Source organism: Pseudomonas sp. RAC1, assembly GCF_030658255.1.
GTDB lineage: Bacteria > Pseudomonadota > Gammaproteobacteria > Pseudomonadales > Pseudomonadaceae > Aquipseudomonas > Aquipseudomonas boreofloridensis.
Genome location: NZ_JAUTXS020000033.1, coordinates 58,874 through 71,753, shown reverse-complemented (window position 1 = coordinate 71,753; position 12,880 = coordinate 58,874). Strand labels below are relative to the sequence as shown.

The window sequence follows — 12,880 nt, the reverse complement described above, 5'->3', positions numbered from 1 at the left end:
GATCGCTTCCGGGTCATCGTCTTACTTGTGGGCCAGGCCCAGGTCGTTCAGGGTCTTCTCGACGACTTTGGCCGGCAGCGGGATGTAGCCATCCTTCACCACCACCTGCTGGCCGGCCTGGGACAGCACCAGCTTGACGAACTCGGCTTCCAGCGGTGCCAGCGGCTTGTTCGGCGCCTTGTTCACGTACACATAGAGGAAGCGCGACAGCGGATACTTGCCGTTCAGGGCGTTCTCTTCGGTGTCTTCGATGAACTCGCTGCTGCCTTTCTTGGCCAGGGCAACGGTCTTCACGCTGGCGGTTTTGTAGCCGATGCCCGAGTAGCCGATGCTGTTCAGCGAGGAACTGATCGACTGCACCACCGACGCCGAGCCGGGCTGTTCGTTGACGTTAGGCTTGAAGTCGCCTTTGCACAGTGCCTCTTCCTTGAAGTAGCCATAGGTGCCGGACACCGAGTTGCGCCCGAACAGCTGGATGGGCTTGCTGGCCAGGTCGCCGGTCACGCCCACGTCGCCCCAGGTCTTGACCTCGGTCTTGCCACCGCACAGGCGGGTGGAAGAGAAAATGGCATCGACCTGTTCCATGGTCAGGTGCTGGATCGGGTTGTCCTTGTGCACGAACACGGCCAAGGCATCGACAGCGACCGGAATGGCGGTCGGCTTGTAACCGTACTTCTGCTCGAAGGCCTGCAGCTCGACGTCCTTCATCTTGCGGCTCATCGGGCCGAGGTTGGCGGTGCCCTCGGTCAGCGCAGGTGGTGCGGTGGACGAGCCAGCAGCCTGGATCTGGATGTTGACGTTCGGATATTCCTTCTTGTAGGCCTCGGCCCACAGAGTCATCAGGTTCGCGAGGGTATCGGAACCGACGCTGGAGAGGTTGCCCGACACACCCGTGGTCTTGGTGTAGGTCGGGATAGCAGGATCGACAGCGGCGACCGCGGTGGCGGCTGCGACGCCAGCGGCGGCAAAGGTGAGGGCCGCCATCAAACGCTTCAATTTCATGCCTTACTCCTAGCAGGAATGGGGGATGTCGGATGGAACGGGGCCCAGTATCGGCACGCCGCATGAACACGATATGACCTAATTGTGACAAATGGATGAAAGGCCATCATTGCGAAGGCCCTTCATCATGTCGGGTCGTCAGCGTTTTCGTGCGAGCAGGTACAGCCCTACCCCCAGGCCCACCGCACACAGCCCCGCCACATAGTAGGCCGGCGCCATGGGGCTGACTTTGAGCAGCCCGGTCACCACCATGGGCGTGAGGCCGCCGAAGATGGCGTAGGCAACGTTGTAGGAGAACGACAGCCCACTGAACCGCACCGCTGCCGGGAACGCCTTGACCATCACGTAGGGCACCGCGCCGACCAGGCCGACGAACAGACCGGTGACGGCATACAGTGGAAACAGCAGGTCCGGGCGCGTCGGCAGGCTGTGGTAGAAGACCCAGGACGAGGCCAGCAGCCCCAGGCTGCCGAGCACGAACACCCGCCCGGCGCCGAAGCGATCCGCCAGACTACCCGCACCGATGCAACCCAGGCTGAGCAGAACGATGGCCACGCTGTTGGCCTTGAGCGCATCGGTGGGGCTGATGTGGTACAGGCTCTGCAGCAATGCCGGGGTCATCAGGATCACCACCACGATGCCCGCCGACAGCAGCCAGGTCAGCAACATCGACAGAACGATCGCGCCCTGGTGATCGCGCAGGACCGCACGCAGTGGCAGTTCCTCGGCCAAGGCCTTGCGCTGCTGCATTTCGGCGAACACCGGGGTTTCATGCAGCCAACGCCGCAGGTACACCGCGAACAGGCCGAACACGCCGCCGAGCAGGAAAGGAATACGCCAGGCGTAGTCGGCCACTTGCTCTGGGGTGTACAGGGTGTTGATCAGGGTGGCCACCAGCGAGCCCAGCAAGATGCCCGCCGTCAGCCCCGCCGTGAGCGTGCCGCAGGCATACCCGGTGTTGCGCTCGGGCACGTGCTCGGAGACGAACACCCAGGCCCCCGGCACTTCGCCTCCAATCGCCGCGCCCTGCACCACGCGCATCAGCAGTAGCAGGATCGGTGCCCACAGGCCGATCTGCGCATAGGTCGGCAGCAGGCCCATGATCAGCGTCGGCAGCGCCATCATGAAGATGCTCAAGGTAAACATCTTCTTGCGCCCGAGCAGGTCACCAAAGTGGGCCATGACGATGCCGCCCAGTGGCCGCGCCAGGTAGCCGGCAGCGAAGATGCCGAAGGTCTGCATCAGGCGCAGCCATTCGGGCATGTCGGCAGGGAAGAACAGTTTGCCGACCACCGTGGCGAAGAACACGAAAATGATGAAGTCATAGAACTCCAACGCGCCGCCCAGCGCCGACAGCGAAAGGGTCTTGTAGTCGCTGCGGGTCAGCGGCCGGGAAGGCTGGTCGAGGGGGTTGGGCACGGCGGTCATGGAGATTCTCTTTTATAGGACAGGCCGCTTGTGGCGCGGCTGCTGGTGCGGGAAGGGCGAAGATAGCAAATTGCTAAGCGCTGCTCATAGCGATACAAAAACCCTACAGTTATTCACCATTGCGCTGTCGTCGCTGGCCAATCCCGTCTATATACTGGCCCGTTGTAGGAAAAGGTTGGCTACGATGTGGGACGTTGTGCGAAAACGCCGGTCACACTGGACAGACGGTTCCTCAGCGTTTTCCTTTGGCCGCCGCCGACAGCCAGATCAGCGTAGTATGTTTCGCGCTGAATCGTTTTCAGGGCGTCCACCACCGCGCCAACCAATGAAGCTTCACGGGTCAGAGGCCCCACGGCATGATTGAGCTCGAACAAGAAGATCCCATCCCGCAGGGCGACCTGGCCTTGCAGATCACCGCGCTGCCGCGTGAAACCAACGGCTTCGGCGACATCTTCGGCGGCTGGCTGGTCGCGCAGATGGACTTGGCTGGCACCGCCATGGCCAGCCGCGTCGCGAGCGGACGCGTGGCCACCGTGTCCATCGACCGCATGGCCTTTCTGGTGCCGGTGGCAGTGGGCGCGCAACTGTCGTTCTACACCCAGACCCTGGAAATCGGGCGCAGCTCCATCCGCATGATGGTCGAGGTGTGGAGCGACGACCCGCTGTCCAGCGAATGGCGCAAGGTCACCGAAGCGGTATTCGTCTTCGTCGCCATCGACGGCAGCGGCCGCACCCGCTCCGTACCGCGCTGCTGAAGCCCGCCGCGCGGTAAACTCGACGTCGGCATCGAGGTCCAACGGCCTCACCCGCATTGAATGAGGGCCGCATGGCAACCTTCACGGTCGACACCGAGCAACACGGCGAACTCAGCTGCTGGCGCATCGTCAGCCAGCACGCCGAACTTCTCATCGCCCAGCAGGGCGCGCAGATCCTCAGCTACCAGCGCCTCGGCGAGCCGCCGCTGCTGTGGCTGAGCGACCAGGCTTTGTTCCGTCCAGGCAAGTCGGTGCGCGCCGGGGTGCCGGTGTGCTGGCCCTGGTTCAGCAACTTCCAGCGCAATCCTGACTCGGTCCGCGCGATGTACCAAGGCAGCGAAGCACCGGCCCACGGCCTGGTGCGTGGCCGCGACTGGCAACTGCTGGGTGTCGAGGAGCGTGATGAAACGCTGCGTATCGAATTCGACTTGCCCGAGGCCCAGGGCCAACTGCCCGACTGGCCGCACACCGTCGAATTGCGCCTGGTGATCGAATTGGGCACGCAATTGCGCGTCGCACTGTCCAGTCGCAACCTGGGCGAGGCGCCCGTCACCCTGAGCCAGGCGCTGCACAGCTACTTCGCCGTGAGTGACGTGCGCGAGGTGCAGGTGGAGGGCGTCGAGGGCCTGACCTACATCGAAACCCTGGAGAACTGGGAGCCGCGCACCCAGCACAGCGTGCTGCGCTTTGCGGGCGAAACCGACCGTATCTACCTGAACACGCCGCAGCAACTGGCGATCGTCGATCCGCGCTGGAACCGCCGTGTCATCTTGCGTGCCAGCGGCTCGCGCAGCGCCGTGATCTGGAACCCCTGGACCGACCGAGCCCGCGAGTTGCCGGACATGGCCGACGATGGCTGGCAGCGCATGCTGTGCATCGAGACGGCGAACGTGTGGGACGACGTGGTCACCCTGGCGCCCGGCGCGGGCCATGTGCTGCAAGTGGAACTGATCAGCGAAGCGCTCTGAGCCCTACGGCGACTCAGAGGTCGGCGTCTTCCACCACCCGCACCTTCGCCGCGTCCAGCGCGTAGGCCGCGTCGGCCAGGTCGTTGCTCACCTTCTCGATCTTCAACGCGCCGCTGACCCACAGCGGCGTGTAGATATCGGTGATCTTCAGGCCTTTGGGATAGCGCACCAGCACCAACTGGTTCGGTGGTGGCGGCGGCACGTGGATGCAGGCGCCCGGATACGGGACCAGGAAGAACAACGTGCTGTTGCCCTTGGCGTCGCTTTCCAGCGGCACCGGATAACCGCCCAGGCGGATCTGCCGGCCATTCATCGCCGCCACGGTCTTGGTCGAGTACATCACCGCAGGCAGGCCCTTGCTCTGCTTCAGGCCACCCTTGGCGGTGAAGGTGCCGAGCGCTTCAGGCGAGTTGTGGTCGATTTCAGGCATCTGCTCGAGGGCCTTCTGGTCCGACTTGGGCATCAGTTCAAGCCAATCGGTCTCGGGCAGCTCGGCATGGGCCAGGGTGCTGGCCAGCAACAGGGAAAACAGGAATGACGCACGCATGGCAATGCTCGGCAACTCGGATGAATTGCCGCGCATTCTAGCCTGTGTTCAACGCTTCTTGATGAATCCGTAGATCACCAGCAGCACGATGGCGCCGACCAGCGCGCCGAAGAAGCCCGCCGCCTGGCCGGCATGATAGATACCCAGCGCCTGGCCGCCGTAGGTGGCCACCAGCGAGCCGGCGATGCCGAGCAGGATGGTCATGATCAGGCCCATGCTGTCGTCGCCCGGTTTGAGGAAACGCGCGAGCAGGCCGACGATCAGGCCGATGAAGATAGTTCCGATGATGCCCATGGCAATCCCTCCGCAATAAAGATGGAACAGGCCAAAGCCCGTGCAGCGCTTTGGCGTGTTGCCATTTCAGAGGGCGAGCGCCCGGCGAAGTTCGATCAGCCGCCGATCAGTTGCTCGACTTCGGCGATCTTCGCCTGGAGGGTAGCCATGTCCTTGCAGCGCAGCGTGGCGTGGCCGACTTTACGACCGACCTTGAACGCTTTGCCATAGTGGTGCAGGTGGCAATCGTCGATGGCCGCCACCTTGTCCACGGCCGGCACCTCGCCGATGAAGTTGAGCATGGCGCTCTCACCGACCTTGGCGGTCGAGCCCAGCGGCAGGCCGGCGACGGCGCGCAGGTGGTTCTCGAACTGACTGCACTCGGCGCCCTCGATGGTCCAGTGCCCGGAGTTGTGCACCCGCGGGGCGATCTCGTTGGCCTTCAGACCGCCGTCCACCTCGAAGAACTCGAAAGCCATGACCCCGACGTAGTCGAGTTTCTCGAGCACGCGTGCGACGTAGTCTTCGGCCAGGGCCTGCAACGGGTGCGCGACACTGGCCACCGACAGGCGCAGGATGCCGCTGTCGTGGGTGTTATGCACCAGGGGATAGAAGCGCGTCTCGCCGTCACGGCCCCGCACGGCCACCAGCGAGACTTCGCCGGTGAACGGCACGAAACCTTCCAGCAGGCAGGGCACGCTGCCCAACTCGGCGAACGTGCCTGCCACGTCCTGCGCCGTGCGCAGGACTTTCTGGCCCTTGCCGTCGTAGCCCAGGGTGCGAGTCTTGAGCACGGCCGGCAGGCCGATGCTGGCCACGGCAGCGTCGAGGTCGGCCTGCGAGAGGATGTCGGCGAAGGCCGGGGTGGGAATACCCAGGTCGCGGAACAGGCTCTTCTCGAACAGGCGATCGCGCGCGATGCGCAGCGCCTCGGCGCTCGGGTAGACCGGCACGAACTGCGAGAGGAAGGCGACGGTTTCGGCCGGGACGCTTTCGAACTCGAAGGTGACCAGATCGACTTCGTCGGCCAACTGACGCAGGTGGTCCTGGTCGCCGTAGTCGGCGCGCAGGTGTTCGCCCAGCGGTGCCGCGCAGGCATCCGGCGCCGGGTCGAGGAAAGCGAAGTTCATGCCCAGCGGCGTACCCGCCAGAGCCAGCATGCGGCCCAGTTGGCCGCCACCGATTACACCGATCTTCATATCGTCAGCCTCAAGCCTGGCGTGGGTCCGGGTTGTCCAGAACGGTGTCGGTCTGCTCGGTGCGGAACTGCTTGAGCGCCGCATGGTACTGCGGGTACTTGGCGCCCAGGATGCTCGCCGACAGCAGCGCCGCGTTGATCGCGCCGGCCTTGCCGATGGCCAGGGTCGCGACCGGCACACCGGCCGGCATCTGCACGATCGACAGCAGCGAATCGACACCCGACAGCATCGACGACTGGACCGGCACGCCGAGCACCGGCAGGTGGGTCTTGGCGGCGCACATGCCGGGCAGGTGCGCAGCACCGCCAGCGCCAGCGATGATCACCTCGATGCCGCGGCCTTCGGCCTGTTCGGCGTACTGGAACAGCAGGTCGGGGGTGCGGTGGGCGGACACCACCTTCACCTCGTAGGGAATGCCGAGTTTTTCCAGCATATCGGCGGTGTGGCTAAGGGTGGACCAATCGGACTTGGAGCCCATGATCACGCCAACCAGTGCACTCATCGTCGAGCCTCTTCGCTTGTGCGCCCGGGGGCGCCGTCAAAAAACAACAAGCCACGCGGGACGGCGTGGCTTGTTTGCTGTTCATGACCGGATCCAACCGGTCCAGGGGCCGCGCAGTATACCGTAACCCAGCGCCGCACAGGCACCCCTGCCGACCATCTGTCGGCCTTATTTTTCGGGGGTTGCGCTGACTTTCGAGTCAATTGCCACGCCCTGTGCGACACCTTCGAGCTTGCGCCACAGCAACCGCACATTGGCCTTGCGCACCAGCGCGCAGCGGTACAGGCGAATCTCCAGCGGCACATGCCACTGGCTGGGGCCGCAGATCACCAGTTCCCCGCGCTCCAGCTCGCCGCGCATCGACAGGCGCGGCACCCAGGCGATGCCCATGCCTTCGAGCGCCATGCTCTTGAGGCTGTCGGCCATCGCCGTCTCGTACACCGTGGTGTAGCGCAGGTTGCGCTGGCGCAGCAGCAGGCTCACCGAACGCCCGAGGAACGCACCGGCACTGTAGGCCAGCAGCGGCACGCTGGCCTCGCCTTCCAGGTCGAACAGCGGCTTGCCATCCGCCCCCACCGCACACACCGGCAGCATCTCGGTGGTGCCCATGTGCAAGGACGGAAAGATCTCCGCATCCATCTGCAAGGCGGCATCCGGGTCATAGAACGCCAGCATCAGGTCGCAACCGCCTTCACGCAGGGCATGCACGGCGTCGCCGACGTTGGTGGCCACCAGCCGGGTGGCGATGTTCAGCCCGTCGTTGCGCAACTGCGCCACCCAACGCGGGAAGAAGCCGGAGGCCAGGGAATGCGCGGCGGCCACCTGGATGACCTCGCCCTGTCCGCCCTCCAAATGGTGCAAGTGGCGGAGAACTTCGCTCAACTGGTCGACAACGGTTCGAGCGGTGACCAGAAAAAGCTGTCCGGCCTCGGTCAGTTCGATGGGCGTGCGCGAGCGGTTCACCAGGGTCAGCCCGAGCGCAGCTTCCAGGCTGCGGATGCGGCGGCTGAAGGCCGGCTGGGTGACGAAACGGCGCTCTGCCGCCTGAGAGAAGCTACGCGTCGAGGCCAGGGCACTGAAGTCTTCCAGCCACTTGCTTTCAAGGTTCATCGAGAAGCTCCGCAGGCGTGCACCAAAATGGGACACGTTCGATTGTCAATCGGCGTCACATCAAACCGTATGCCGTTTGTGCATAGGTTAGCGTGCATCAGCATTGGCCGCAAAACCCGTCGATCCCTAGGATTGGCGGCATTCCGGCTAGTGCCGGGGCCAACCCGAGATGATATCCGTCATGTCCTCCGCTGCATCGTTCCGTGTCGAAAAAGACCTGCTTGGTACCCTTGAAGTCCCTGCCGATGCCTACTACGGCATCCAGACCCTGCGCGCTGCCAACAACTTCCACCTCTCCGGCGTTCCGCTGTCGCACTACCCGAAGCTGGTCGTGGCCCTGGCCATGGTCAAGCAGGCCGCTGCCGACGCCAACCGTGAGCTGGGCCACCTGAGCGATGCCAAGCACGCTGCCATCAGCGCAGCCTGCGCCCGCCTGATCAAAGGCGATTATCACGAGCAGTTCGTGGTCGACATGATCCAGGGCGGTGCAGGCACCTCCACCAACATGAACGCCAACGAGGTCATCGCCAACGTTGCGCTGGAGGCCATGGGCCACCAGAAGGGTGAGTATCAGTACCTGCACCCGAACAACGACGTGAACATGGCGCAGTCGACCAACGACGCCTACCCGACTGCCATCCGCCTGGGCCTGCTGCTGGGTCACGACGCCCTGCTGGCCAGCCTCGACAGCCTGATCCAGGCCTTCGCGGCCAAGGGCAAGGAATTCGACCACGTCCTGAAGATGGGCCGCACCCAGCTGCAAGACGCCGTCCCGATGACCCTCGGCCAGGAATTCCACGCCTTCGCCACCACCATGACCGAAGACCTCAACCGTCTGCGTTCGCTGGCGCCTGAGCTGCTCACCGAAATCAACCTGGGCGGCACCGCCATCGGCACCGGCATCAACGCCGACCCGGGCTATCAGGCCCTGGCCGTGCAGCGCCTGGCCACCATCAGCGGCCAGCCACTGGTACCGGCGGCCGACCTGATCGAAGCCACCTCCGACATGGGCGCCTTCGTGCTGTTCTCCGGCATGCTCAAGCGCACCGCGGTCAAGCTGTCGAAGATCTGCAACGACCTGCGCCTGCTGTCCAGCGGCCCGCGCACCGGCATCAACGAAATCAACCTGCCGGCGCGCCAGCCGGGCAGCTCGATCATGCCGGGCAAGGTCAACCCAGTGATCCCCGAAGCGGTCAACCAGGTGGCCTTCGCCATCATGGGCAACGACCTGGCCCTGACCGTCGCGGCCGAAGGCGGCCAGTTGCAGCTCAACGTGATGGAGCCGCTGATCGCCTACAAGATCTTCGACTCGATCCGCCTGCTGCAGCGCGCCATGGACATGCTGCGCGAGCACTGCATCGTCGGCATCACTGCCAACGAACAACGCTGCCGCGAACTGGTCGAGCACTCCATCGGCCTGGTCACCGCGCTGAACCCGTACATCGGCTACGAGAACGCCACCCGCATTGCCCGCGTCGCTCTGGAAACCGGGCGTGGCGTGCTGGAACTGGTTCGCGAGGAGAAGCTGCTGGACGACGCCATGCTCGATGACATCCTGCGTCCGGAAAACATGATCGCTCCCCGTCTGGTTCCGCTCAAAGCGTAACCCGACCGCTGCAACCGTCTCACCAGGTCGAGGGACTAGACACCTCTCAACCTTTCCAGGGCCCGAGCGCACAGCGCCGGGCCCTTTTTTTATCCACGCTTCGCACCTCCACCGACCCGTCGGCGTCCTGCGGCACACAACTTGCTCGCCAATAGCCCTCACCGCACCGGGATGCCGAGCATGCTGCACAGTCACCTCACTACCCTCAACGCCGTTTCGCTGATCCTCAACCTGTTCCAGGAAGAGGGCTGCAACGCGACGCAACTGCTCGATGGCAGCGGCATAGGCCCGGCGGACCTGGGGCATCCCGACGCGCGCATCACCACCCAGCAGGAGCTGCAGGTCTGCGCAAACGCCGTGGCGCGACGCGCGGAAATCGGCCTGGAACTGGGCCGGCGCATGCATGTGTCCTGCTATGGCATGCTCGGTTACGCGCTGCTCTCCAGTGCCACTTTGGGTGACGCCCTGCGTCTGGCACTGCGCTTTCCGGCACTGCTGGGAACAATCTTCCAACTGCGCCTGGTCGACGACGGCCAGCGCGTCTGGCTCAGCGCCAGCGATTATCGCGAGCCGCCAGCCCTGGCAGCGTTCAACGCCGAATTCTGCATGGTGTCGCTCAAGGTCATCTGCGATGACCTGCTCGGCCGGCCACTGCCCCTGCTGGCCGCCCGCTTCGAACACGCGCGCCCGGCCTATCATCCGCTCTATGCCGGTGCATTCCAGTGCCCCCTGGAATTCCGCGCGCAAGACAACGCCGTCGCCTTCGAACGGCGCTGGCTCGACATGCCCTTGCCACTCGCCGACCCCATTACCCACAAGGCCATGGCCGAACGATGCCGCCGCCTGAACCTGGAGTTCACCGGACGCCAGGCCTGGCTCGGGCGCATCCGCCAGTTGCTGCTCAAGCAACTCGACGCGGCGCCTGGGCTGGAGGGCCTGGCGCAGCAGATGAACTGCTCCTCGCGTACCCTGCGCCGCCACTTGCAGGCGCTGGGCAGCAGTTACCAGCAGTTGCTCGACGAACTGCGTTTCGAGCGCGCCAAACAGCTGTTGGCCGAGGATCACATGCCCATCTACCGCATCGCCGAGACGCTCGGTTTCAGCGAGACGGCCAGCTTCCGGCATGCCTTCCAGCGTTGGAGCGGCGTGGCGCCCAGTCATTTTCGCGGCTGATCCAAACCGCTGGACGCGGCCTGAATGATCCCCCATGGCCCCGATCCGGCCATCGACAGTGGCCACATCGATCCCCTTTTGGCCGTTTGCGACGTTCACCCCCTCTGGCTTGCCCACCACAATGAATTCACGCCAGTCCCTGCGGAGAACAACAAATGCTGACGATCTATTCCGACGATCACCGCCTGCACCACGGCCGCTGCGAGCTGATCGACGGCAAGCTGATGCCATGCTTCGAGATGCCATCACGCGCCGATCATGTACTCGACCGCGTCAAGCAGCGCGAATTGGGTCCGATCCAGGCGCCCACCGACTTCGGCCGTGAACCCCTGCTGCGCGTCCACAGCGCCGCCTACCTGGACTTCTTCGAAGGTGCCTGGGCCCGCTGGGCGGCGATGAACCAGGAGGGCGACCTGCTGCCCTTCACCTGGCCGGCACGCACCTTGCGCCCCATCAAGCCACGCGGCCTGCATGGCGAACTGGGCTACTACAGCTTCGACGGCGGCGCGCCCATTACCGCCGGCACCTGGCAGGCCGCCTACAGCGCAGCCCAAGTGGCTCTGACGGCTCAAGCCGCCATCCACAACGGCGCTCACTCGGCCTTCGCCCTGTGCCGTCCGCCAGGGCACCATGCCGCCGCCGAGGTGATGGGCGGCTACTGCTACCTGAACAACGCCGCCATCGCTGCCCAGGCCTTCCTCGATCAGGGCAAGGGCAAGGTCGCCATCCTCGATGTGGACTACCACCATGGCAACGGCACCCAAGACATCTTCTATGCCCGCAACGACGTATTCTTCGCCTCGATCCACGGCGATCCGACCGATGAATTCCCGTTCTTCCTGGGCTATGCCGACGAAATCGGCGAAGGCGCCGGCGAGGGCTGCAACGTCAACTATCCCTTGCCAGCGGGCAGCGACTGGACGGCCTGGAGCGCGGCACTGGAAGACGCCTGCCAGCGCATCGCCGCTTTCGACGCCGAGGTCATCGTGGTGTCGCTGGGCGTGGACACCTTCAAGGACGACCCGATTTCCCAGTTCAAGCTGGACAGCCCGGACTACCTGGCCATGGGCGAGCGCATCGCTCGGCTCGGCAAGCCGACGCTGTTCGTGATGGAAGGTGGCTACGCCGTCGAGGAAATCGGTATCAACGCGGTCAACGTGCTGGAAGGTTTCCAGCGCGTCCAGACAGGAGCCTGATCATGCGTCCATTCAAGCGTCTGCTTGCCCCACTCATCGCTGTCGGCCTGCTGGTCGGCGGTGCTGCGGCCCAGGCCGAACAGCGCACCCTGCGCGTCTACAACTGGTTCGACTACATCACCCCGCAGACCCTGGTGGACTTCCAGAAGGATGCCCAGGTCAAGCTGGTCTACGACATTTTCGACACCAACGAAGCACTGGAAGCCAAGCTGCTGACCGGCAACTCCGGGTATGACGTGGTGGTGCCGTCCAATGTGTTCCTCGCCAAGCAGATCGAAGCCGGGGTGTTCCAGCCGCTGGACCGCAGCAAGCTGCCGAACTGGCAGCACCTGGACCCGGCGCTGATGAAGCTGATCGAGGCCAACGATCCCGGCAACCGCTTCGCGGTGCCCTACATGTACGGCACCATCCTGATCGGCTTCAACCCAGCCAAGGTCAAGGCTGCGCTAGGCGACAACGCGCCTGTGGACAGCTGGGACCTGATCTTCAAGGAAGAAAACATCGCCAAGCTCAAGCAATGCGGCGTGGCGTTGCTCGATTCCCCCTCGGAGATCCTGCCGCTGGCGCTGCAGTACCTGGGCCTGCCGCCCAACAGCGATAACCCGGCCGATTACAAGAAGGCCGAGGCGCTGCTGCTGAAGATTCGTCCGTACGTCACCTACTTCCACTCGTCCAAGTACATGGCCGACATCGCTAATGGCGATATCTGCGTGGCCGTGGGTTACTCCGGCAGCTTCTCCCAGGCGGCCAACCGCGCTCGCGAAGCCAAGAACGGTGTGGTGGTGGACATGCGCCTGCCCAAGGAAGGCGCGCCAATCTGGTTCGACATGCTGGCGATTCCGAAAAACGCGGCAAACCCAGAAGATGCCCACACCTTCATCAACTACCTGCTGCGGCCTGAGGTGATCGCGCCGATCAGCGACTTCGTCGGTTACCCGAACCCGAACAAGGACGCTACCGACAAGGTAAGCCCGGACATTCGCAACAACCCGAACCTGTACCCAACGGCCGAGGCGATGACCAAGCTGTACACCCTCAAGCCGCTGAGCCGAGAGGCAGAGCGGGCACGCACCCGCGCCTGGACGCGGATCAAGTCGGGAACCTGAGTCGTACCAACGCCG

At 64.3% G+C, this 12,880-nt stretch carries 13 protein-coding genes; 6 read left to right on the top strand and 7 right to left on the bottom strand.

Features of this window, described 5'->3' with window-relative positions:
* Positions 1-21 precede the first annotated feature (21 nt).
* Positions 22-1,002: a phosphate ABC transporter substrate-binding protein PstS gene (locus Q7C30_RS13390; RefSeq protein ID WP_029612258.1), complete on the bottom strand. Its 981-nt coding sequence runs from the start codon at positions 1,000-1,002 to the stop codon at positions 22-24.
* A gap of 138 nt (positions 1,003-1,140) precedes the next feature.
* On the bottom strand, positions 1,141-2,430 hold the full coding sequence (locus Q7C30_RS13385; RefSeq protein WP_317871776.1) for an MFS transporter: 1,290 nt from the start codon (positions 2,428-2,430) through the stop codon (positions 1,141-1,143).
* Between the two features lie 356 nt (positions 2,431-2,786).
* Here Q7C30_RS13385 and Q7C30_RS13380 point away from each other — a divergent pair, with 356 nt between their 5' ends.
* Positions 2,787-3,185 carry an acyl-CoA thioesterase gene (locus tag Q7C30_RS13380; RefSeq protein ID WP_029612256.1) on the top strand — a complete coding sequence of 133 codons (399 nt, stop codon included), beginning with the start codon at positions 2,787-2,789 and terminating at the stop codon, positions 3,183-3,185.
* A 71-nt stretch (positions 3,186-3,256) separates the two neighbouring features.
* On the top strand, positions 3,257-4,153 hold the full coding sequence (locus Q7C30_RS13375) for a D-hexose-6-phosphate mutarotase (protein ID WP_317871775.1): 897 nt from the start codon (positions 3,257-3,259) through the stop codon (positions 4,151-4,153).
* A gap of 13 nt (positions 4,154-4,166) precedes the next feature.
* Here Q7C30_RS13375 and Q7C30_RS13370 read toward each other — a convergent pair whose 3' ends face one another.
* The 5 genes from Q7C30_RS13370 to Q7C30_RS13350 all read right to left on the bottom strand — a co-directional run bounded on the left by Q7C30_RS13370 (position 4,167) and on the right by Q7C30_RS13350 (position 7,784).
* Positions 4,167-4,700 carry a DUF3299 domain-containing protein gene (locus tag Q7C30_RS13370; protein WP_162889481.1) on the bottom strand — a complete coding sequence of 178 codons (534 nt, stop codon included), beginning with the start codon at positions 4,698-4,700 and terminating at the stop codon, positions 4,167-4,169.
* A 48-nt stretch (positions 4,701-4,748) separates the two neighbouring features.
* Positions 4,749-4,994 (bottom strand): GlsB/YeaQ/YmgE family stress response membrane protein, encoded by a 246-nt coding sequence (locus tag Q7C30_RS13365; RefSeq protein WP_039582420.1) that lies wholly within the window; start codon positions 4,992-4,994, stop codon positions 4,749-4,751.
* Between the two features lie 95 nt (positions 4,995-5,089).
* Positions 5,090-6,172 (bottom strand): 5-(carboxyamino)imidazole ribonucleotide synthase, encoded by a 1,083-nt coding sequence (locus tag Q7C30_RS13360; protein WP_295483294.1) that lies wholly within the window; start codon positions 6,170-6,172, stop codon positions 5,090-5,092.
* Between the two features lie 10 nt (positions 6,173-6,182).
* Positions 6,183-6,674, bottom strand: coding sequence for a 5-(carboxyamino)imidazole ribonucleotide mutase (purE, locus tag Q7C30_RS13355; protein WP_029612250.1), 492 nt, complete (start codon positions 6,672-6,674; stop codon positions 6,183-6,185).
* A gap of 168 nt (positions 6,675-6,842) precedes the next feature.
* Positions 6,843-7,784 (bottom strand): LysR substrate-binding domain-containing protein, encoded by a 942-nt coding sequence (locus tag Q7C30_RS13350; RefSeq protein ID WP_317871774.1) that lies wholly within the window; start codon positions 7,782-7,784, stop codon positions 6,843-6,845.
* Positions 7,785-7,965: 181 nt separating this feature from the next.
* Between Q7C30_RS13350 and aspA the strand changes: the two genes are divergently transcribed.
* The 4 genes from aspA (at position 7,966) to Q7C30_RS13330 (ending at position 12,865) form a co-directional block, all read left to right on the top strand.
* A complete protein-coding gene (gene aspA / locus Q7C30_RS13345; RefSeq protein ID WP_039582414.1) occupies positions 7,966-9,390 on the top strand; it encodes an aspartate ammonia-lyase in 1,425 nt (474 codons plus the stop codon).
* A 180-nt stretch (positions 9,391-9,570) separates the two neighbouring features.
* The gene (locus Q7C30_RS13340; RefSeq protein ID WP_295483287.1) at positions 9,571-10,563 is read left to right on the top strand and encodes an AraC family transcriptional regulator; all 993 of its coding nucleotides are present in this window, start codon (positions 9,571-9,573) and stop codon (positions 10,561-10,563) included.
* A gap of 155 nt (positions 10,564-10,718) precedes the next feature.
* Complete coding sequence (locus Q7C30_RS13335) at positions 10,719-11,759, top strand: histone deacetylase family protein (RefSeq protein WP_317871773.1); 1,041 nt, start codon at positions 10,719-10,721, stop codon at positions 11,757-11,759.
* A gap of 2 nt (positions 11,760-11,761) precedes the next feature.
* Entirely contained in the window at positions 11,762-12,865 is a 1,104-nt protein-coding gene (locus Q7C30_RS13330) for a polyamine ABC transporter substrate-binding protein (protein ID WP_317871772.1), read from the top strand.
* Positions 12,866-12,880: the final 15 nt, after the last annotated feature.